The following is a 21,247-nucleotide window of genomic DNA, read 5'->3' as shown; positions in this document are numbered from 1 at the left end:
CCAAACAGTATTCACTGTATTGCCCTGTTTCGACACTTCATGAGGTGGCGCATTCACCGCTGCCTAGTGGTGCATCCCTACTCTCCCAAGGAAATTCAGCTTTCCGAGATGGCTTTTTTCAGCTCATCGACCTTATTGGTCTTCTCCCAGCTGAAGTCGGCATCCACACGGCCGAAGTGACCATATGCCGCGGTTTTGAGGTAGATGGGGCGCAGCAGGTCGAGCTCATCGATGATGGCAGCAGGACGCAGGTCGAATACCTGACGCACCGCAGCTTGAATCCGTTCATCGCTCACGCCGCCGATGGCGGTGCCGAACGTGTTGACATTGATGCTCACCGGCTGTGCCACACCAATGGCATACGCCACCTGAATCTCGACCTTGTGCGCCAGACCTGCAGCCACGATGTTCTTGGCGACCCAACGTGTGGCATACGCCGCGCTACGATCCACCTTGCTGGGGTCCTTGCCGGAGAAGGCGCCACCGCCGTGATGCGCCGCACCACCATAGGTATCGACGATGATCTTGCGACCGGTCAGCCCCGAGTCCGCCGCCGGGCCGCCGAGCACGAACGAGCCGGTGGGATTGACCAGCATACGAAAGTCGTCATGGACGATGTTGTCGCCGCACACTTCGGCAAGTACAGGAACGATGACATGCTCACGCAGTTGAGATTCCAACCATTCGTGCGTGGCCTGCGGATCATGCTGGGTGGAGATGAGCACCGTGTCGACGCGTTCGGGCTTGCCCTGCTCATCATATTCGATGGTAACCTGGGTTTTGCCATCGGGGCGAAGATTGGGGACGATGCCTTCCTTACGCACCTGGGTGAGGCGTTGCGACAAGCGGTGCGCCAGATAGATGGGCAACGGCATGAGCGTCTCGGTCTCATCACACGCGTAGCCGAACATGATGCCTTGGTCTCCGGCTCCCTGTGCTTCGTACCGCTCTTCTCGCGATGCTGCAGACTCCTGCTCCTCATCAAGCCGTGCCACACCCTGATTGATCTCGCTGCTTTGCCCGGTGATGGAAACCAGAACGCCGCATGAATCGGCATCAAGCCCGACTTCGGAGCTGGTGTACCCGATGTTCTTCACCACGTTGCGCACGATGTGCTGCACATCCGAATAGCCTTTGCTGTTCACTTCGCCAAACACGAAGAACTGTCCGACGGCGGCCGATGTCTCTACAGCGACGTGTGAGTGGGGGTCCTGGGCCAGCATGTCGTCAAGGATGGCATCTGATATCTGGTCGCAGATTTTATCCGGATGGCCTTCGGTCACGGATTCCGCGGAGATGAGGCGGCGTTCTGCTGTCATTATTCACTTCTTTCTTCCATGCCGGCCGTGGCTTGCGCTGCGGCCGACGTGTATACATACGTTGCAGCAATGCTACGCCCAGCCCCCTATCGCCTTTCTGTTCAAGCCGTTCAGCAATGCCTGCGTTCGTCTCGCAGATACGACAAAGCCCCGCGCATGGCGGGGCTCGATGCCGGGGTGTAGTCCACCCAACACAGCAGGAGACACCGCAGGCATCTCCGGTCTGCAGCGACTAGCGGCTGCCTTCATTCAAGTCGTCTTCTGCCAGAGTCTCTTCAAGCAGACCGTCGTTGATCTCGCGGAACGCAATGGACAACGGCTTCTCTTGGTTCTGGTACTCCACCAGCGGGCCGACGTTCTGCAGCAGACCTTCATTGAGCTGAGTGAAGTACGAGTTGATCTGACGTGCACGCTTGGCCGCGAAGATGGAAAGCGAGTACTTGTTGCCGTCCACATGCTCCTGCAACTGGTCAATCGTCGGATCCACAAGTCCGTTCGGCGTAGGATCGGTGCCAAATGCCATAGGTAAAACTCCCCACATCGTGAAACTGCTATATATAGCCTTCGAGGCCTCCACTCTAGCGCTCGGGCACGATAACATCGCCCAGAGCACACCGACGCGTGCGGAACTTGCATAACCAGCACTGTCTGTCAGCCACACATCCGCGAGCACAACCAGCGTCTCGTAATTTACTCGAACGAGCGCACAGCATCCATGAAACGTTCACCGTACAAGTTGAGCTTGTTCTCACCCACTCCATTGACTGCCAAGAACTGCGCGGACGTCACCGGTTTGATATGAGCCATGTCGCGCAGCGTCTTGTCGGAAAAGACGATATACGGCGGTTTGCCAATCTCACGGGCGATGTCGAGGCGCAGAGCACGCAACCGTTGGAACAAAGCCTCCTCGTCCTCGCTGAGCGCCTGATCCGCAGACAGCGCATTTCGAGAAACAGCGTCACGATCGCCATCATCGGTGTACGAACCGAATGCCGCGCTTGCAGACGCGCTCCCCTTGCGTTCCACACGCTTGATCTCATAGTGAAATTCCGGCTTAGTGGTTTCTGCCGCGCGCGGGCCGAACATGACCAGAGGCAGACGCCCTTCGGAAATGGTGAGGAACCCGTCGGTAGCCATCTGGTTAAGCACGTCCTTGACTCGCGCATCCGGTACCGCAGACAACATACCGAAACTCGGCACCTTGTCAAGCCCGCGTTGCACCAAGTCCTGAGCGCGCGAACCGCGCAGCACCGCCACTATCTTGCCCGAGCCGAACCGCTGCCCTAGGTCATGCACACAGCGGCTGATAGCGCGGGCCGTGTCGCTCACATCTATGGTGGCGAACTCGCTTTCACAGTTGGCGCAGTTGCCGCACTTGACAGCTTCCTGCTCTTCACTCGTTGGCGAGTGAAGAACAGCGTCGTGTGCCTCAATGTCAGCCGTCTCGGTGCTGGTCGGCCCGCCGGCGCCCGCATCAGTGCCGTTTGAATCGGTGCCACTTGTATCAGCACCGTTTGGATCAGCGAAATAGGAAGTCATGTATCGATGCAGGCACGTCGTGGTACGGCAGTAACCAATCATGGCATTGAGCAGACGACGATGGCTGGCACGCACCACCTCCTGTTCCTGTGCACTGAGCCGCTCGTTGTTCGAATCCATATCCATCAACCGTCGGCGGGTAACGATGTCCGACTCATTCCACAGCAGCGTGCACCGGCTCGGCTCGCCATCGCGACCGGCGCGACCTGCCTCCTGATAGTAGGCCTCGATGCTTTCCGGCATATTGTGGTGAATCACGTACCGCACATTGGATTTATCAATACCCATGCCGAATGCGTTGGTAGCCACCACCACCGGCACGCGATCGGTAACGAAATCACGTTGAGCACGTTCCCGAGCATCTGCCGCCATACCGCCATGGTACGCAGCTGCGCGAAGGCCTTGATCGTTCAAATCAGCGGCAAGCTGTTCGGTCTCCTTGCGTGTGGCACAGTAAATGATGCCGGATTCATCGGCATGATTCGCCGCATAGCTTGCTATCCACTGATTCTTGCGCTTGGTAGGCATGTTCATGATGTCGAAGTACAGGTTCGGCCGGTCAAAGCCAGTGACCGTGACTTCGGGTTCGTTCAATCCCAACAACGCTACGATGTCCCGGCGCACGCGCTCTGTCGCTGTAGCGGTGAAGGCCGCCACCGTAGGTCTGGTGGGCAGCGAGGCGATGAACTCGCCAATGCCGAGGTAGGATGAGCGGAAATCCTGCCCCCACTGGGATACACAATGCGCCTCATCTACGGTGATGAGCGAAATCGACACACGCGCAGCGAAGTCCCGGAACCGTTCAGTCTCCAGACGTTCCGGCGCCACATAGAGCATACGAACATCACCGCGCATTGCCTGCGCGAACACCATGCTCTGCTCGTCTGCAGTCTGTGTGGTGTTGATGAACGCCGCAGGAATGCCTGCATCCCCAAGCGCATCGACTTGGTCGCGCATCAAAGATATGAGCGGGGAAATGACAATAGTCAAGCCGTCCAACAGCGTGGCCGGCACTTGGTAGCAGATGGATTTGCCTGCACCAGTCGGCATGACACCAAGCACATCGCGACCGGCTAATATCGCTTCAACCAACGCTTCCTGGCCTTGTCTGAACGAGTCGTAGCCAAAGTATTGCTTAAGCGCGGCGAGCGCAGTGCCCTGTCGTATGTCTGTCATGTGACCATTCTAAAGCGCCCTGTTGAAGAGGTGGGAGATACGCTCTAATAAGGAATCGTCCCTGCTGAAGGCAAAGCGTACGCACTGACGAACTTCAAAATGGCTATATCAAGCCGTTTTCGCAGTTTCACAGCGCCGCTGCAAATCATTCAGTAGGGACGTAAAGCTTGCTCCTATTACGCACAACGACAACCTCACATTATGAAACAGCGGCAATCAGCGCACGTGTGTATTGAGACCGCGGCTGTTCAAGCACCTGCCGAGCGTTGCCCTGCTCTTCCACACGCCCATCATGTAGCACCATAATGCGGTCGGCGATATGCTGTACCACGCCCAAGTCATGGGAAATCATGATCATCGCCATCTGCGGGCGCTCGGCACGAATGGCAGCGAACGCGTCCAGAATCTGCACGCGGGCAGCCACGTCAATCGCACTCATCGGCTCGTCAGCAACTAGCAGCCTCGGCTGGTTCACCACCGCGCGAGCAATGGCGACACGTTGCGCCTGCCCACCAGACATGTCTGAGGGATAACGGTTCATGAACTCTTGCGGATCCAAGCCCACCATGGTCAACGCACGATGAACCTGTTCCTCTCTCCATTCGCTCGGAGAAGTGCTCATCTCCCCAAAGGTCTCGTGATCTGCTGCACTCCCCCGCGCCTTGCCTCCGGCATCATGTAGCGGTTCGGCCACACTCCGAGCCACCGTCCAGCGCGGATCCAGCGAGGAAAACGGGTTTTGAAACACCAACCCGCTGTACCGTCGCAGCGCTTGGTACCCGGCAGAGCGGCGTCCTTCCACCGGTTGTCCGTCGAACGTCACATGCCCATCGCTCGGGGCGTCCAACCCCAGCAGGATGCGACCGAGGGTGGATTTACCTGACCCTGACCCGCCAATAATCGCTAAACATTCGCCGCGGCTGACCGCCACATCGACCTCGTGCAAAGCCTCAACTTGGTGCCGTCCGCGGCCGAACGTTCTCGTGATACGATCCCCGATCAGCAGCATCTGCCCTGTTTCATTCGTTACCGTCACGACACATCTCCCGAACGTTCCGTATGCAAAGTGAGCACTCGAGCGGCGTCGACCAAACGTTGCGCAGCCGGCGAGGCAGGTTGTTCCAACAATGCTGCCGTCTCGCCTTCCTCGACGATGCGCCCTTCGTCAAGCACGTAGCAACGTGTCGTGGCACGGCGCAGCACGGAGAAATCATGGGTGATAAACAGCATGGATGCCCCTGCATCGTCCACCAGTGACACCAACAGGTCAACAATGCGCCGTTGCGTCAACGCATCAAGCGCTGTAGTGGGTTCATCGGCCACAATGAGCCGCGGCGAAGTGACCAGGGCCGTGGCGATGCCGACCCGCTGCTGCTGCCCGCCCGAAAGTTCGGATGGATACGCTTCACCGGTCTGTTCGTCCAGTCCCACGCGCGCAAGCATGGTATTGACCCGTTCGTGCCGCTCACTGTCGGACAGATCGTAGTGCAACGTCAATGGCAATGCCACTTGGTGCTTCACACGGCTCACCGGGTTGAGTGAAGCTCCAGGATTTTGGAACACGGTTCCCACTGATCGGCCTCTCATGGCAGCCAATTCGCGCTCGTCAGCACCGACCACTTCGGTGCCTGACAGGTTGATGGAGCCGGAAACGCTCACATCAGATCCGAAAGGCAACAATCCCAACATGGCTTTGGCAATCATGGATTTGCCGGAGCCGGAGGAGCCGATGAGGCCTACACGCTCCCCCTCGCCGATGTTCATGTTCACATCACGCACGATAGGTCTGCCGGCAATGCTGATGTTCATGTGTTGGATATCAACAATCATCGGTATTCTCTCCTCTCGCATCCTGACCGTGTTTCTGATCAGCAGCATCCCGGTCTCCAGGCGTATGCGTTGTTGCAGTGACAGCCTCAGCCCTCAGTGCAGCGTTCGAGACCGGGTCGATGGCGCCACGCAGCGAGTCGCCGAACATATTGAGCGCCACCACCACAAGGGTAACCACCAAACCCGGCCAGAGCACGGTGAGAGGGAAAATGTTGATGAGCTTGACCGACGTGGCGAGAGAATGCCCCCAACTTGGCACGCCCGAAGGGACTCCCACCCCCAAGTAAGTCAGCCCCGATTCCGCAAGCACCGCAGTGCCGGCAGACAGCGAAAGCTGCACGGTGAGCGTGGGAATGATATTGGGGAGAATATGGCGCATCAGCACCGAGAACCACGAGGATCCAGACGCCAGAGCCGACTGAACATAATCGGACTGTGCGGCCAGAAGCGCCGCTGGCCTGCATACACGAGCCAGATTGAGGCCGTACCCGATTCCGCAAGCCACCACAACCACCGTTATCGAAGCTCCCAACGGCACCGCGAGTATCAAGGCAATAAGCATGGTGGGAATGGAAATAAGAGCATCGACCACCACCACGGCCACGCTTGAAAGCGCGGTGATACGAGAGACCATCATGGCGATGAGCAACAGACCGAATGCCGCGGCAAACACTACCGACAGCAGGGCGATGAGCAGGTTGGTACGCCCGCCCGCCATCAGCCAGCTCAGCACATCCGCACCGGTGCCGTCCGTACCCAACCAGTAGTCGGCCGATGGTGCCGACCAGACTCGGTACCCATCCGTAGCCCACAACGATTGCGGAGTCCAGACCAACGACACCAAGGAAATCACGATCCACGCACCAAGAACGATAAGCGAGAACTTACCTTCCCCACTTCTCCATACCGTGCGTATGACCACAGCCAACCAGTGCCACGCGCGCCTCACCGCACCGCTGACACCCTGCCGGGTACGCTGCCGATTGGTGTGATGAGTCATCGTGCCTCCCCTTCGCCGGCATGTCTGAGCCGCGGATCGAACGCACGGTGCAGCAGATCGACCAGTAATCCCATGAACAGGAAAAACGCCGCCAGCATAAACAGTTCGCTTTGCACTGCGAGCAGATCGCGATTGCCCAGGTCGGTGACCAGGCCAGAGCCGATACCCGGCAAAGCGAATAGATTCTCCACCACCATCACACCGGTGACCATGCCTGCGAACATAAGACCGGTGACCGATACCAGCTGCGGCAAGGCCAGACGAAACCCTACGGTGCGCACCGCTTGAGCTCGCGTGTAACCGCATGCCATCGCTTGATCGATTGGCCCGGATGCCATCGTATCCACCAGAGCCGAACGCGTGTAGCGCATCAGGCTGGCGCCATCGATGATGCCCACCGTCAAAGCAGGCAATATCAGCGATGCCAAAGCCTGGCCAGGATGTGACCATCCATCTTCCGGAAAGCCTTGAGAAGGCAGGAAGCCGAATAGTCCAGTCCCCCGGGCGAACAGCAGAATCAGCAGCAGACCACCCCAAAGAGCCGGAACCGCACCGCCCACAATGCCAATCACGTGGAACCATGCGCGCGCTTTGGGGCTTTTCGCCATCGCCGACGCATACCCGAGCGGCAGGCCGACAGCCAGTGCCACCACCAGTCCCAAGCCGATGAGCGGGAAGGTTACCGCGGCACGGGATGCCACGGTGCTCCCCACCGATCGACCGGTAAGCAGCGAGGTGCCGAAGTCGCCGTGCAGCAAGCCCGTCAGCCAAGCGGCATACTGATCCGGCAAGGAGCGGTCGAGCCCCATGTCACGCCGCAGCTGTGCAACACGCTCGGGAGTGGCGTTCAGCCCGGCCATGATTTGCGCCAAATCACCGGGCAGCACGCGCAATGCCGCGAAAATCACGACGGACAACCCCAGCAACGCCACGATAAACAAGGCGAGCCGGCGAATCACGAACCTCATGTCGTGCCAGCCTTTCTGTGAGTCTAGGCTACGCCTGTGCCGGCGTGTAGGTCAGATTCCACACCGGCAACAGCGTCTGGTTGAGGTTGAGCGGCATACCCTTCAACCCGGCAACCATGGCGGTGGTGATGCGGTAGTTGAACAGCCAATCCGCCGGGGCATCGTCACTCACCAGCTGCGCCGCCTGCGCCAGAAGCCCGTCTCGTTCCTTGTCGCTATTGGCAGCCATCGCCTGGGAATAAAGGTCCCGAACCTTGGCATTGTCGTAGTTGTAGTAATACTTGGTGTTTACCCACTGCGAGAAATCATGGCTTTCGCTGTGGTCGACGAGCGAGAGGTCATAGTCCTTGTTGGTATACACATCCTGCATCCACGTAGAGAACTCGACCACGTTCACTTTCAGGTCAATGCCCACGGCTTTGAGCTGGCTGCGCAACTGGTCGCCGAGCTCGGTGCCGTACGTGTTCGCATATTCCAGCTTCAACTCAAGCGGATGGTTCTGATCGTAGCCAGCTTCCTTAAGCAATTGCCGAGCCTTGTCCGGATTGGGCTTGGAAACAGCGGCGCTGGTGTCCTTGTAACCGGGATCGAGAGAAGGTATGGGACCGCCCATGAGCTTGTCGGCTCCACCTCGTGAAGCGACAATGGCCTTGTGGTCGATAGCCAAACGGATGGCCTGACGCACGCGAATGTCGGAAGTCTTGGCACCAGTGGAATTCATGGCCAGCACAAACTTATCGGTTCCCTCTCCCACATGCACCTCATAGTGTTTGGGGTCCGACGAGAAGGGCTTGGCAAGGTTGGCGGTGATAGGGGCCAACGCTTGCACGGAACCGGATTTGAGCGCGTTGACCGCGGCATTGTCGTCGGTGAAATAACGTAGGGTCACGGTCTGCGTTTGCGGCTTGTGGCTGCCCCAGTAGTGAGGGTTGGCACTGAGTGTGAGGGAACTGTTGGCTACGAATTTCGATACGGTATACGGTCCGGAACCGACGGCCTGCGTTTTGACGTCGTAGTGTGCATCCTTGTCGAAGACCAGACCGGGCCGTCCCGCCAGCACCCACAGCAGATTCGAGTATGGCGCACTGAGAGTGATCACGACGGTATCGTTGCCTTCTGCCTGGGCGTCTTTGAAGTTCTGAAGCGACTCTGCGTCATGGTAGTCGTTCTTCACCAGTTCGTTGATGGACCATGCTGCATCTTCGGCATCCAAAACGTCACCGTTCGAGAAGGTGATGCCATGGTTGAGATGGAACGTATAGGTAAGGCCGTCCGTGCTTTTCTCCCAACTTTTCGCCAGACTGGGCACCACGTTATTGTCTTGGTCCCGAGCCACAAGACCCTCATACACGTTGCCCACAAGAGCCTGGTCGAGCGCCGAGCCGGACTGATTGCGGATGTCAAGGTTCGCTGGAGCAAGCTTGAGACCGATGCTCACCTCTTTGCTGGGTTCGGCCGTGTTCTGTGACGCCGGTTTGCGCGTCACAGCGAACACCACAACGAGCGCCACTACCACTACCACTGCCAGCAGCACCCACAGCCAAGTGTGCTTCTTGCCGCCCTTGTCTGCGCGTCCGTTGTTGGATCCGCCCTTGGATCCCTTTGCCTTGGCTTCGAGCGACGAGTCGGTACTTGCAGTGCCGCCTCGCTGCCGGTCAGTCTGTTCTTGCTGCGTTTGGGTTGCACCGTTGTTATCGTGTGCACCGGTTGAAGTTGCCATGATTCCTCTTGCATCGTGTTCTTGCCGCGGAATTGCACTCGTACCTGCCCGAACACGGTGCAAGCATGTAGTCTTGCCGCCATGCCGAAGGGCACGATTGTAATACCGCAGTGGTGTGTTGTATGCTAGCCGCCGCAATGGGTCGTCTGCACTGCATATTGTATCGCGCGCCTTGCCCGAATAGTTACTCTTGGAGCAGCATATTTTGGCTAGAGAAGGCCGCGCGGCACATCTGTTGTGATATGTTGCGCCCGTAGAACACACACTCATGTATACGCTCGTGTGGAATGCAGCGAGGGGTCGTCCGCACGCTTGCCGACGACCCCTCGCTCTGAAACCCTTGCTTCTACCGGGTCTTCAGATAGTATTTGTTCTTCTCTTCGATGCTCTTGGACATGTCCCCGTTGAACACGATGCCCAGCAGGTTGTCCTTGGCCGAGCGCAAAGTGTCCGCCGATTCCTTGACATCGTTGCTGTTCGACACACCTTTGCGAGTCACCAAAGCCACACCGTCCGCAACCGTAGCGTAGATGGCGGCGTCGCTGGAGACTTCCATAGGCGTGGCCTCGACAACCACAAAGTCGTAGTGGGAACGCGCTTGGTCAATCAATTCGGTCATCAGCGATGAACCGAGCAGGATGCTCGGACTATTGGGAATCTTGCCTGCAGGCAGGATGTGAAGGTTCGGTTTCCAATATTTGACGATGCCTTCACGCAGACGCACCGACTGACGCAGCACATCGGACAGGCCGGTCATGGTGGCCAGTTTCAAACGGTTCGCGACCGAGGGGGAACGCAGATCCGCTTCGATGAGCAGCACGCGACTTCCACGTTCGGCCAGAGCGGCTGCGATGTTGATGGAGACAGTGGTCTTGCCTTCCGCCGGAGTGGCGGAAGTGACGATGAGCAGGCGTCCTGCCTCTTCCTGTTCAGTCTTGTTTTTCAGCGCGAACTCGATATTCGAGCACATGCTGCGCATCTCTTCACTGATTGCACTCTCACCATGCGCCACAATGACCGGCTCACTGTTGTTGAAGCTCGGCGATTCCGGCACCACGCCGAGCACCGGGGTCTCAAGAAGCTGGGAGACTTCCTCAGCGGAATCAAACTTGGTACGGCGAATCTCCAAGACGAGGGCCACACCGATACCGGCAACGACACCCAGGAGCAGGGACAGCACAAAGTTCACCTTGATGTTCGGAGAACTCTGAGAGCTGGGCGGAGTCGCCTTCTGCATGGTCTGCAGTTCGATGGGGGACGCTTTTGCATCCTTCTTGTTCGCGTCGTTCATGTGAGAAACATATTTCGCCAGATGCTCAGCCACACCGTTCGCGATGTTGGCGGCATCCTGTCCGCCCTTATCCGTCACCGTTATGTTGATGATCTGCGTTCCGGTCGGGTTGGTGACGGTAACTTCTCCAGACAGACCGGCCCCAGACTTGCCAAGACCCAAATCGCTTGCCACAGGCCCCAAAACCTTTTCCGACTTGGCGATCTGCAGATAGTTGGCGACCTGCGAATTCATGTAGCTGGCACCTGTGCTCAGACTTTGCGCGCTCACATCAGCAGTCTTGTAGGTGGCAAGCAGCTGCGCGCTGGCGGTGTACTTGGACGGCATGATGAACGTAACAATCATGATTACCACAACCACCGCCACGAATGTGGCAATCACCGCTTTTGCATATCGCTTCAACGTACTGAAGAGAGTCCCCAGAGTCATTCCTATGCCTTTCAACCCAAAGCGGTACACAACCACCCAAATCATTGTCTCAGCCAAGCCTACACGAAGAACTGCCCACAGCAACCCTTCTTCAGAGCTGCAGCGGGCAGTAATTCACTTCTCCACAACGCAACCTTGCCACGTCATTTCACAAGGCCAAACGGTCTCCAACCAATCCGCCCCGTCCTTTGCTGTTGCGTGCAGAATCAAGAGACACCATGGCGACACACCGCGGGAGTCCCATCACTTCACTGCGCCGCGCATCACACCGCCGACCACCCACTTCTGAGCGAAGATATAGACGATGAGAATGGGAGCCATGGCCATGAGGTAACTGGAGAATGCCATCGGGTAGTTGGTGGCAAATTGAGAGCTGAATACATACTGCGCCAACGGAATCGTTTGATTGGTCTGGTCGGTGAGCACGATGAGCGGCATGAGGAAGTCGTTCCACGCCCACAATGCGGTCATAATGGCGATGGTGGCGTTGATGGGCCCCATGAGCGGGAAAATGATCTTCCAGAAAATCTTCCACGTGCTCGCCCCGTCGATGCGTGCCGCTTCTTCAAGAGAGACGGGAATCGAACGGATGAATCCGGTGGCAATGAACAGGTTGGTCCCCAGGCCCAGTACGGTGTACAGGATGATGAGGCCGAATGGGTTGTCCAAATGCAGGGCGCCCATCTGCTTGGCCAGCGGCAGCATGATCACCGGGAAGGGCACGAACATGGCTGCGATGAAGAAATAATAGATGAACCGGAAGAACCGTTTGTCCATGTTTCTGGCCACCGCGTATGCCACGAAGGTGTTGGTCACCAAGGTGAGCACCACAGCCGCCACAGTGATGACAGCCGAGTTGAGTGCCGCTTTGGGGAAGTTCACCTTGGCGGACGCATCTGCAAAATTATGCCATTGCCAGCTGGTCGGCAAACTGAAGGTTCCGGCCTCGCCCGGCGTCTTCAGCGCCGTTAGCACGGTGAAATAGAGTGGCACCAGCACCGTCAGTGAGAGCACGGCAAGCGCGGCCGTGAGCCACCAGTTGATGTTGTGGTCACGCCGGTGCACTCTCCTCTTCTTTGCTTTCCGGTTGCCCGGCCCACCTGCCGGAGCCGAGGCTGCATGTGGCTGCGTTGTTGATATCGGTGTGAACGATGGTGCTGTATTCGCGTTCATCGTCACCGTCGTGGTACGCGTTGCCGAAACGGCTTCGTTGGTACCGGTTGAGCTTATGCTATCGGTCATCGTCGGCTCCTTAATCCTGCTCGTTGCGGTTGGAAATCTTGAGTTGCACAAAGGCGATAAGCGCCAGCACCACAAAGAAGAGCACGGCGTTGGCTGTCTGATAGGCATATTCGCCGCCGGTCAGACCGCCTTTCCAGATCAGATAGGTCACGGTCTCGGTTTTAGAGTCGGGACCGCCTTCGGTGAGGGCCACCACTTGGTCGAAGGTGCCGAGCGCGTTCTTCATGGAGAGCACCAGGTTGATGGTCAGGAATGGCCCGATGAGAGGGAAGGTGACTTTCCAGAATTTCTGCCACGCGTTGACACCGTCAATGGCGGCAGCCTCGTAGATTTCGTCGTCGATGGTCTGCAGGCCGGCAAGGTAGAGCAGTACCGAGTAGGCGACTCCTTGCCATACGGCCAGGAAGACTATAGGTATCCAAGAGTATTTGTCGCTGGTCAGCAACGACTCAGAAAGCCAGCCTATGTGCAGCGCTTTGCCCAAAGCCGGCAGCGGTGTCATGAAAATGTACTTGAATACGTACCCGATGACGAGCACACCCAGCGTGTAGGGGATGAAATAGATGGCTCTGAACCCGTTCTTAAAGGCGATGCGACCGTTGAGCGCCACTGCCAGGAAAAGCGCGATGACGTTGATGAGCACCGTGATGACCACCGCGATGGCGATGGTGAACAGGTAGGCGTGCCCCACCCGCCCATCCTTGAAGAGCGCGGCGTAGTTGTTCAGGCCGATCCACTTATAGTCGCCGTACCCTTGCGAGTTCGTGAACGAGTAGGCCACACCACGCAGGAACGGCACGTAGAGGAAGATCGCGAAGACAATGACCGCGGGAACGGCCATCCAGTAATACGCCGGTTCCACTTTACGTTTGGAGAATGATGACTTGCGGCGGTGTTGCGCTTTGCCTGCACCGGTTTTCGCAGCTGTGTTTGACATGATGACCTCCCTTTCTACTCGAATGTCCGAGCTTGCACTTTGTCCCACTCGCTCTGCATCGAGTTGGTGAATTTATCGACGTTGCCGCTCGTCACCATGGTCTGCAGATAGCCGCCGATGTTGATGGACGAGGGGATGTAATGGTCGCAGAAGTCGGCCACGCGATTACTGGAGAAGAATTTCGAGACACCGGTCAGAGCAGGGTCGCCGAAGTGCGTCTTCTTGGAAGGCGTGATCGCGGCCTGTGCATCGGCATAGGTATTGAGTTGTCGTTCCTGCATGAGGAATTCCACGAATCGGCGGGCCTCTTTGGGATGTTTGGTGTTCGCGCCGATGGTGAGCATCACATCATCGCCGGCGGTCAGCACTTGTTCTTTGGGATCGTTGGTCGCAGGCATCTGTGCAAACCCGAGTTCCACGTCTTTGCCGATCATGGTAATCTGCGGTATCGCGTAGGTGCCGAGGGGAATGATGGCGGCCTGCCCTTTGGCGAAGTTCTGCGTGGCCTGCTGATAGGTCACACCTTTATCCGCTGTGGAATATGAGAACAGATCGACCTCACGCTGTGCAGACTGGGTCCATATGGTTTTGAAATCAGTGCTTCCGTCTTTGAGCTTGCCGTATTGCGACTCGGGAACCAGTGTTCCGGCAAAGGATGCGAGAGGTGCTTGGGCGGTCCAGGAATCTGCAAGCGAGCCTTGGACGGGGTTGATGCCTGCTGCTTTGAATTTTTCGAGCATGGCAGTGAAGTCGTTCCATGTTTGGGGCGGATTGTCTGGGTCAACGCCGGCCTGACGCCACAACGCTTTGTTGTAGATGTATCCGGAGGCGTTGCCGGCATAAGGCAGACCGTAGAGGCGCTTCTTGGAGCGGTCTGTGGTCTGCACGAGGTTTTTGGCTATGGTGACCATGCCGGGGTTCAGTTCTTTGACAAGCGGGTCATCCGTGAAGTCATGAAATACGCCGGAGGCGGCAAACATACCGAAACTAATGTCACCGTTGAAGGTGATAACGTCAGGCACACGGTTCTTGACGAAGCGGGTGCGCAGGTCGGTCTGCGCGTTGGCGGAGTTGTTGATGCTGATTTTGATGTCCGGATTGCGGTCCTCAAACTCCTTGGCCATGGCTTTGAACTGGTCCGCCGCCTCAAACTTGTATTGGAAGAAGTCCAGCGTGACTTGGTCGCTCTTCGACGAACCGCACCCTGTCATGCCTAGGAGCACACCCATTGCGCATAGTGCGGATGCAACTTTAAGCAACGTCGCTCTGGCACGCCCTGCACTCCCGGCAGCTTTACCTGGCGAGGCTGCCCGCTCGCCTGAATCGAGATGAATCTTATTGCCCATCGCCAAGCTCCTTCGCTTATCTGTGACCGCGGCAGCTACACCGCAATGCCTTGTTCTAGATAAGCATGAAAGTTTTATGTTTCCCACCTGATGAGTGTCTGCATGACAGCACAATTAAAAGCGCGTATTTTAGATGCGTAAGGAAAGTAATTCTTCCCGCACGAGAATACGCGCCGGCGATTCAGACGCCGCACACCACACACGCAGGCAGGAAACTTATGAACACCGACACTTCGACATATCACTGGTTTGAGGGTTCCGATTCCACTCACGAGGTGGCGCGCACCATCGCCCAATACGGCCCGATCTCTCGCGCCACGCTCTCACGCATGCTCGGTCTCACCCAAGGTTCGCTCTCTCGCATCACCTCTGATCTGCTGTACCATAAGGTCATCGAGGAAGCAGGGACCGAAGCTGAGCCGGCGATAAGGAACGAATATGCCAGCCACGTGGGCACTGTGCAAACCGAGGAAATGCAACGTATACCAGCCTATGACCGCACCCCCTCCACCAAACGCGGACGCCCGCAGACGAACCTGCGCCTGCGCGCTTCGCAACGTTCGTTCATCGGTGTGAACGTGCACAACAACGGTATTACCGTCATCGCCACCGACGCCTTGTGCCATCCACTCGGCCCCGCCTTGAACGAACCGTTGCCGGACTGCGACCCGCACGCCGTAGCCAGCCAGATTGCCTCTCTTGCCTCGAGTTGCGCCCAGCAAGCCGGCATCGCCCCGTGCCTGCTCGGCATCAGTCTTGGCGGTCATCCCGTCGAGAGCAGCACCGTCACCTATGCGCCGTTTCTACATTGGGATAGAGAGGTGAAGCTCGCCGATATGGTGCAACAGCAATGCGCCATACCCACCTTGGTGTTCAATGACCTTGATTCACTGCTCCTATATGAAAGCTGGTTCAGCGAAGGTGTGGGCGTACCACGTCTTGCTTTGGTCACTGTCGGATCCGGCGTGGGGTACGCGCTGTGCGAGAACGGACAACCGGTGAGCCCAAGCGACAAAAGCTACGGTCTGGTGAGCCACGTGCCCATTGACCATGAAGGGCCGATGTGCTATGCCGGGCATGTGGGTTGTTCGCAGTGCCTGACAACCAACTCCATTGCCACGGAATATTCCGAGATGATCGGCATTACCTCCAGTGCCGATGATTTCTTTGCTGCATTGCACGGCGAATCACCGCAGGCGCGCAAGCTGCTCAACAAGTTGTGCTTCCGCTTGGGCACATTCATTGCGGTCATGGCCAACTTTGCCATGCCGTCCAAGGTGTTGGTCAGCGGTGAGATATCGTTCCTGGCCCACCAGAATGCCGAGTCGGTGCGCCGCGGCATCAACGCACACCGCCCCACGCAAGCCTCTCCGGTTGATTTCAAGATTCTCGACTGTTCATGGGACCAGTGGGCGCAGGCCGCTGCAGCACACGCCATAACTACGTACATTAATTGACACACGCACTCGCGGCGCATTGCCGGCTATCACAAAATTCGGGGGTTTGCGCAATATCACAACAATATTGCGCAAACCCCCGAATCGGCTTTATGCCCGATCAGACACGTACCGCCTCGAACATCACTGCTTGAGCCGGGTTCAGGCTCGGCGGGCGAATGCCGAAGCTCTGCAAGGCTTCACCGTCCAGCTGCACGCCGTCCTCGTTCCACCACAGCAGCGGCGTCTGCCCATTGGCCAATCCCGGCACATCAAGGTTAAGACTGACGCCGAGCGGTCTGACTTGGTAGAGTGCCTGCGGGTCCAGACCAGGCAGACACACTGGTGCCGCAGGATAGGTTTGCGAGGAAGTCAGTTGCGTGAATCGATAGGTCGCCCTGGCTTTGTCCGCACTCACCACGCCGTCCAGACGCACTGAAGCGTCTGCGCTGTCGGCATGAACCACTGCGCCGCTATGGAAATCATCACGACGGCGCTTGTATTCGGCAATCCAATCCCCAAGAACGTCCAGATCGGCCTGATCTTGTTTGAGCAGGTTCCACTCAACTCCCATGTGGCCGAAGAATGCCGTGGCTGCTCGCATCTGCAAACTGGTTGCGCGTCCAGTGGAGTGGGCGGGGCTGTCACCCACGTGTTCGCCGATCATCTCAGGGGGTACCAGAAGCGACGTGTAGCGCTGGATATCGGCACGCTCCACCGGATCCACGCAGTCGGATGCCCAGACACGGTCGGCGTGCTCGAGGATGCCCAGGTCGATGCGACCGCCGCCTGACGAGCAGCTTTCAATCTCCAGACCGGGATGAGCGGCTTTCAAGTCATGGAAAATCTTGTATACCGCCAGCGTCTGGCGGTGCACTGCGGGAAGTCCGGAACGCGGGGAGACCGCTTCGGTCACCAGCTTATTGTGGTCCCATTTGATGTAGTCAATGCCCAGCTCATCAATCAGAACGTCGATGGACCGGTAGATATAGGCAAAGGCATCCGGGTTGGTGAGATCGACCACTTGCTGGTTGCGGCCTTGCATGGGAAGCCGCCCAGCGGTCGGTGCAAGAATCCAATCTGGATGCTTGCGCGCCATATCCGAATCAGGATTGACCATCTCCGGCTCGAACCACAGGCCGAACTCCATGCCTTTGGAGTGGACGTGCTGCGCCAGCGCCGCCAGGCTTTTCGGCCCTTCAGGCCACACCTGCGGCGAGATTTGCCAGTCTCCAAGGCCGCGTTCGTCATTGCGGCGAGAACCGAACCAACCGTCGTCCACCACAAAGCGTTCCACGCCGACCTGTGCCGCTTTGTCAGCCAGATTGGCCAAAGTGTCATAGTCGTGCTGGAAGTACACCGCCTCCCATGTATTGAGGATCACCGGGCGCGGGCGCGACGCAAATGAACGATGCGCCTGACGCACGTACCCATGGAAGCGTGCGGCCACCTCGTTGAGCCCCTCGCCATAAGCTCCATACACCCATGGTGTGCGGTACACAGATTGAGTCGCAGGGTCAACAATATCTTCCGAGGCAATATCATCGTTGCCGAAGTCATCATGTTCGTCTTGGCAAGACTGCAATACCATCTCGCCATCGAACAGTCGCTCGCCACCGCCAATCACACCTTGTGTATACGGCGTACGCTCAGCGGCCAGCACGCTGTTGCCGCTCCAGCCCACGTGCGTCGCATATACTTCTCCATGCTCAAACCCGAACCCGGGTACACCGGCAGTGAGCAGCAGAGAAGCGTCAAAGTCCGGGCGACCGACCAGCGCGTTCTTCTCGAACCGCCCCACGGCAAACGACGTGCGCTGTGGGGAACGCTCACGCAAGTGTCGACCTGTGGTGGTCAATATCTCGCGCGCACGGTCAGGCACCGAGAACCCGAGCTCGACATGCTTGACCGACAGGGCACCCTCGCCGCTATTGGCAATGCTGGCACGCTGACGAAGCAGGCCTTGAGCGTCAATCTCGAGCGTCCAAGTCAGGTTCACGCCCTGTTCACTGTCTTGGGCCTTAACCACCAACGACGGCACCGATTCCCCAGAGGCGCGCGCCGCTTGCTCTACGGCAACGCTGTGCACTGCGAACTTGACGAACAGCTCACGGCCGTCACGACTCACGCTCAACCGGGAGGCACCACTCCACGACTCGGCTTGGGACGGCAGGATGCTGGGCCAACTCGTCTCATCGAGCGCTCCGGAAACACGCTGCGGGTGCTGCGCCGCATAACTGGCTAGCAACGAATCCGGATGGGCAAGGGGTCTTCCCCAGTGCACCAAACGCGGTAGTTCCGCATCGACGAACAGCAGCGCGAACGCTGATTTTGTCTCGGTGTCTTCGCCATAGGCAATCTTGATGTCCACGCTACCGGACGATGCCTCATCACGAGACGATGGTGTAAACAATTCAATATGCGCCATTGCACTTCCTTTCATATGTCGTCATTTGACATTACTTGAGTATGAAAACTCTACCGCACACTGTTTTTCTTGCCATATGCTGCGTGTTGTTTGCACAGCGCAAGTAAATCGCAAATTCCCCGTCTTTTTCGCCCCCATGCCATAGAGTGGCGTATATCACTATTTTGATATGATGTATGTAGTGATCTTATGCGCCATTCAACACGCGGCACATCAAGACAAAACACCAACAGGCCACAGCAACTCCAACCAGAGCAGGCCGCCCGAACCCTACAACGACAAGGATCAACATGGCACAGAAGAAGGGGTCCGCACCTTCCGCATCGGCGTCACTGGAAAACAACATCAGCCCAAACGAGCAGCGCACAGCCACCGCTATCGGTATTTCGGTGGTGGTAGCGGCGATTGCCGTGGTCGTGGCCATCGTTGCCGTAGTGTGGGCCGTGAACAAGCCCGCCAAAAGCGAGGCAGCAACCGCCAAACCAAGCGAGAACAGCGCTCAGGTGAGTCTGCGCCAGGCACGCACCAACGTCACCGCCGTCAAGACCAAGCCCGAACATTCCAACTCCGAAGGTGGCTTCCTGCTTTCCAAAGACGGGATCGGCAAGCCGGTGAAGACCGCGCCGACCGTGGCCCTGTATGTGGATTTCATGTGCCCAGCCTGCCGCGTGCTCGACAGCCAGATGCTCCCCACGTGGACCAAGATGCTGAATGCCGGTCAGATCAACTTCGAGATTCACCCCAGCTCATTCTTCGACGACCTTTCCACCGATAAGTATTCGACGCGTGCCGCCTCCGCCGTGGCCTACGTGGCCGACAAGGATCCCGAGCATGTGCTCGGATTCATCGCCGCGCTCTACGACGAAGGGTTCCAACCAAAAGAAGGCCAGCAGTACAAGCCCGTCAGCAACGACGCCATCGCAGCACAGGCCCAGAAAGCCGGAGTGAGCCCGGAAGTGGCCCAGCAGGCGGTGAAGGGCGACTACACCAAATGGATTGAGGCACTGGCGGTCTACACTCCCCTGCGCCCCTCGGTACTGCCCACAGAAGGCAGTCGCAAGGGCGAGTTCGCCACCCCCACCATCACCATCAACGGCAATTATTGGGACCGCGTCGCCGCCACACGAGACGGTACCGACGTGAACACTGCGTTCTTCAAGGCCATCGGTATGCAGGCAGGCGATGCTGGGACCGAAGGCGTTATGCCGTCCATCGGCGCCAGCGAAAAGCCGAAGGCCTGATCGCACACCTGCCCCTACCGCGCAAGTGAAAGTAAGGCCGCCATCCGCCCCGACGATGGCGGCCTTGCTTATTTCTCAGCGGCGGCATCCTACCGATATCGCGATAATCGTCGCTACTACCAGATTGGTTGGTGCCACACTGGCCTCATCATCACAGCTACCCCATCTCCGCAAGTTCGTTTGACGGCACCACAGACACCTCTCTGTTGCAAGGCGTCATCATCGCCTATTACCACGCGGCAGCGTCGCCGTCATGCTCAGCTACTTGTACGGGCCTAAAATGATGAACGAACAGTCATAGTGTTCGAGGAGATTGTTAGTTATGTCACGATGCTGCCGTACGCTGGAGTACAGCATATATGCATCGTGCACCTGTATGCATCAGTTTGGTCATGAAATAGCAACGTGTTGTGAGTTGCGGAAAGCTGGAGAGGAAACAACCATGACGTTCTTCACCGACACCCCGAGCAACCATGCCGGCTCGTCCAGGCACCACCGCGCACTGCTCGCCGCCGGCGTCGCTCTTGCAGCAGCCATCGCCCTCGGCGGCGGTGTCAGCGCATACGCCACCGCAGATTCCGCCACCAACGCCTCTTCCAGCGCAAGCAATCTGTCAGAAGCATCAAATATCACCCCCCCCCCAGCAAGTCTGAACCGCTAGTACCAGCAACCTCTCCCAGCACGCCACTCCTAGACTCCACCGATACCAACAGCAGCGATACACAAACAGCCACAGCAGAGGCTGACGCATCATTGAGCGAATCCGAACCAGCAGCAGGCACAGATTCCCCCAGCATATCCACACTCGGCGATGGCACGTGTGGCATCACCAAAGTAAATACGCTCAATTTCCGTTTCACAATTGACGGTTTCCCCGATCCGGACGTAAGGGGAGGAAAAATCCTCACGCAGGAGACCGCCGTGCAGATGTGTGTCTATCACGCCTACAGCACCACACAGTTCAGATACTCCAACGGCACCGCCACACAAGGCGACACCTCACAAAACATCACCCTCACCAACGTAGCATTCCCGCAAGTAAAAGCGACAGCATATGTGAAAAAGGGGTACACGGTAGACCCCTCCAAAGCGTATACGATACACTGCTTTTACAATGAAGCTATCGGCACAACCAAATTCAGCGGCACTATATACTACACAGGCTTGAGCAAACTCACCAAGTCTTCACAAGCGTCTCCATCGATGAACATCGATACGTATAATGCTACTTGTCCTGCGGCTGTGGGTGCAGTGTACCAACTCAACGGCAACTACCCAACCAACACCAGCGTGCAACCCTCATACAACCAAGTCTACGCACCAAACATCCCCGGCTACGACATCA

General features: G+C 57.6%; 17 protein-coding genes. 4 read left to right on the top strand and 13 right to left on the bottom strand.

Annotation, left to right across the window (positions count from 1 at the left end):
• Nucleotides 1-95 precede the first annotated feature (95 nt).
• The 12 genes from metK to AC3B5A_RS00030 all read right to left on the bottom strand — a co-directional run bounded on the left by metK (nucleotide 96) and on the right by AC3B5A_RS00030 (nucleotide 14,797).
• On the bottom strand, nucleotides 96-1,319 hold the full coding sequence (gene metK, locus AC3B5A_RS00085) for a methionine adenosyltransferase (protein ID WP_489760678.1): 1,224 nt from the start codon (nucleotides 1,317-1,319) through the stop codon (nucleotides 96-98).
• Between the two features lie 232 nt (nucleotides 1,320-1,551).
• Complete coding sequence (rpoZ, locus tag AC3B5A_RS00080) at nucleotides 1,552-1,842, bottom strand: DNA-directed RNA polymerase subunit omega (RefSeq protein ID WP_489797888.1); 291 nt, start codon at nucleotides 1,840-1,842, stop codon at nucleotides 1,552-1,554.
• 167 nt (nucleotides 1,843-2,009) lie between these two features.
• Entirely contained in the window at nucleotides 2,010-4,034 is a 2,025-nt protein-coding gene (locus tag AC3B5A_RS00075) for a RecQ family ATP-dependent DNA helicase (protein ID WP_489797886.1), read from the bottom strand.
• A gap of 199 nt (nucleotides 4,035-4,233) precedes the next feature.
• On the bottom strand, nucleotides 4,234-5,043 hold the full coding sequence (locus tag AC3B5A_RS00070; RefSeq protein WP_489798459.1) for an ABC transporter ATP-binding protein: 810 nt from the start codon (nucleotides 5,041-5,043) through the stop codon (nucleotides 4,234-4,236).
• A 23-nt stretch (nucleotides 5,044-5,066) separates the two neighbouring features.
• The gene (locus AC3B5A_RS00065; protein ID WP_489760681.1) at nucleotides 5,067-5,864 is read right to left on the bottom strand and encodes an ATP-binding cassette domain-containing protein; all 798 of its coding nucleotides are present in this window, start codon (nucleotides 5,862-5,864) and stop codon (nucleotides 5,067-5,069) included.
• Nucleotides 5,854-6,864 (bottom strand): ABC transporter permease, encoded by a 1,011-nt coding sequence (locus AC3B5A_RS00060; protein ID WP_489797885.1) that lies wholly within the window; start codon nucleotides 6,862-6,864, stop codon nucleotides 5,854-5,856. Before AC3B5A_RS00060 ends, AC3B5A_RS00065 begins: the two co-directional genes overlap by 11 nt.
• Nucleotides 6,861-7,832 carry an ABC transporter permease gene (locus AC3B5A_RS00055; protein WP_489797883.1) on the bottom strand — a complete coding sequence of 324 codons (972 nt, stop codon included), beginning with the start codon at nucleotides 7,830-7,832 and terminating at the stop codon, nucleotides 6,861-6,863. Before AC3B5A_RS00055 ends, AC3B5A_RS00060 begins: the two co-directional genes overlap by 4 nt.
• A 28-nt stretch (nucleotides 7,833-7,860) precedes the next feature.
• Nucleotides 7,861-9,552 carry an ABC transporter substrate-binding protein gene (locus AC3B5A_RS00050; protein WP_489797881.1) on the bottom strand — a complete coding sequence of 564 codons (1,692 nt, stop codon included), beginning with the start codon at nucleotides 9,550-9,552 and terminating at the stop codon, nucleotides 7,861-7,863.
• Between the two features lie 346 nt (nucleotides 9,553-9,898).
• Nucleotides 9,899-11,272 (bottom strand): tyrosine-protein kinase domain-containing protein, encoded by a 1,374-nt coding sequence (locus AC3B5A_RS00045; protein ID WP_489797879.1) that lies wholly within the window; start codon nucleotides 11,270-11,272, stop codon nucleotides 9,899-9,901.
• 243 nt (nucleotides 11,273-11,515) lie between these two features.
• A complete protein-coding gene (locus AC3B5A_RS00040; protein WP_489798457.1) occupies nucleotides 11,516-12,445 on the bottom strand; it encodes a carbohydrate ABC transporter permease in 930 nt (309 codons plus the stop codon).
• A 79-nt stretch (nucleotides 12,446-12,524) separates the two neighbouring features.
• The gene (locus AC3B5A_RS00035; protein WP_489760687.1) at nucleotides 12,525-13,451 is read right to left on the bottom strand and encodes a carbohydrate ABC transporter permease; all 927 of its coding nucleotides are present in this window, start codon (nucleotides 13,449-13,451) and stop codon (nucleotides 12,525-12,527) included.
• Nucleotides 13,452-13,465: 14 nt separating this feature from the next.
• The gene (locus tag AC3B5A_RS00030) at nucleotides 13,466-14,797 is read right to left on the bottom strand and encodes an ABC transporter substrate-binding protein (protein WP_489797877.1); all 1,332 of its coding nucleotides are present in this window, start codon (nucleotides 14,795-14,797) and stop codon (nucleotides 13,466-13,468) included.
• 218 nt (nucleotides 14,798-15,015) lie between these two features.
• Here AC3B5A_RS00030 and AC3B5A_RS00025 point away from each other — a divergent pair, with 218 nt between their 5' ends.
• On the top strand, nucleotides 15,016-16,254 hold the full coding sequence (locus AC3B5A_RS00025) for an ROK family protein (protein WP_489797875.1): 1,239 nt from the start codon (nucleotides 15,016-15,018) through the stop codon (nucleotides 16,252-16,254).
• A gap of 100 nt (nucleotides 16,255-16,354) precedes the next feature.
• On the opposite strand, the gene AC3B5A_RS00020 is transcribed toward AC3B5A_RS00025, so the two are convergent.
• Nucleotides 16,355-18,661 carry an alpha-galactosidase gene (locus tag AC3B5A_RS00020; protein WP_489797873.1) on the bottom strand — a complete coding sequence of 769 codons (2,307 nt, stop codon included), beginning with the start codon at nucleotides 18,659-18,661 and terminating at the stop codon, nucleotides 16,355-16,357.
• Nucleotides 18,662-18,951: 290 nt separating this feature from the next.
• Here AC3B5A_RS00020 and AC3B5A_RS00015 point away from each other — a divergent pair, with 290 nt between their 5' ends.
• From AC3B5A_RS00015 to AC3B5A_RS00005, 3 genes are all read left to right on the top strand, one after another.
• Entirely contained in the window at nucleotides 18,952-19,902 is a 951-nt protein-coding gene (locus AC3B5A_RS00015; protein ID WP_489797872.1) for a DsbA family protein, read from the top strand.
• Between the two features lie 442 nt (nucleotides 19,903-20,344).
• Nucleotides 20,345-20,563 (top strand): hypothetical protein, encoded by a 219-nt coding sequence (locus tag AC3B5A_RS00010; RefSeq protein ID WP_489797870.1) that lies wholly within the window; start codon nucleotides 20,345-20,347, stop codon nucleotides 20,561-20,563.
• 92 nt (nucleotides 20,564-20,655) lie between these two features.
• Nucleotides 20,656-21,247: hypothetical protein (locus AC3B5A_RS00005; RefSeq protein WP_489797868.1), on the top strand; the 592-nt coding region annotated here is incomplete at its 3' end.

The organism is Bifidobacterium sp. ESL1133 (assembly GCF_058107325.1).
This window is presented reverse-complemented; position numbering and strand designations above follow the sequence as displayed.

Bases quoted from the DNA above. Each gene is read 5' to 3' on its own strand.
- metK (WP_489760678.1), bottom strand. From the start codon at position 1,319: ATGACAGCAGAACGCCGCCTCATCTCCGCGGAATCCGTGACCGAAGGC.
- rpoZ (WP_489797888.1), bottom strand. From the start codon at position 1,842: ATGGCATTTGGCACCGATCCTACGCCGAACGGACTTGTGGATCCGACG.
- AC3B5A_RS00075 (WP_489797886.1), bottom strand. From the start codon at position 4,034: ATGACAGACATACGACAGGGCACTGCGCTCGCCGCGCTTAAGCAATAC.
- AC3B5A_RS00070 (WP_489798459.1), bottom strand. From the start codon at position 5,043: ATGCTGCTGATCGGGGATCGTATCACGAGAACGTTCGGCCGCGGACGG.
- AC3B5A_RS00065 (WP_489760681.1), bottom strand. From the start codon at position 5,864: ATGATTGTTGATATCCAACACATGAACATCAGCATTGCCGGCAGACCT.
- AC3B5A_RS00060 (WP_489797885.1), bottom strand. From the start codon at position 6,864: ATGACTCATCACACCAATCGGCAGCGTACCCGGCAGGGTGTCAGCGGT.
- AC3B5A_RS00055 (WP_489797883.1), bottom strand. From the start codon at position 7,832: ATGAGGTTCGTGATTCGCCGGCTCGCCTTGTTTATCGTGGCGTTGCTG.
- AC3B5A_RS00050 (WP_489797881.1), bottom strand. From the start codon at position 9,552: ATGGCAACTTCAACCGGTGCACACGATAACAACGGTGCAACCCAAACG.
- AC3B5A_RS00045 (WP_489797879.1), bottom strand. From the start codon at position 11,272: ATGACTCTGGGGACTCTCTTCAGTACGTTGAAGCGATATGCAAAAGCG.
- AC3B5A_RS00040 (WP_489798457.1), bottom strand. From the start codon at position 12,445: ATGAACGCGAATACAGCACCATCGTTCACACCGATATCAACAACGCAG.
- AC3B5A_RS00035 (WP_489760687.1), bottom strand. From the start codon at position 13,451: ATGTCAAACACAGCTGCGAAAACCGGTGCAGGCAAAGCGCAACACCGC.
- AC3B5A_RS00030 (WP_489797877.1), bottom strand. From the start codon at position 14,797: ATGGGCAATAAGATTCATCTCGATTCAGGCGAGCGGGCAGCCTCGCCA.
- AC3B5A_RS00025 (WP_489797875.1), top strand. From the start codon at position 15,016: ATGAACACCGACACTTCGACATATCACTGGTTTGAGGGTTCCGATTCC.
- AC3B5A_RS00020 (WP_489797873.1), bottom strand. From the start codon at position 18,661: ATGGCGCATATTGAATTGTTTACACCATCGTCTCGTGATGAGGCATCG.
- AC3B5A_RS00015 (WP_489797872.1), top strand. From the start codon at position 18,952: ATGGCACAGAAGAAGGGGTCCGCACCTTCCGCATCGGCGTCACTGGAA.
- AC3B5A_RS00010 (WP_489797870.1), top strand. From the start codon at position 20,345: ATGACGTTCTTCACCGACACCCCGAGCAACCATGCCGGCTCGTCCAGG.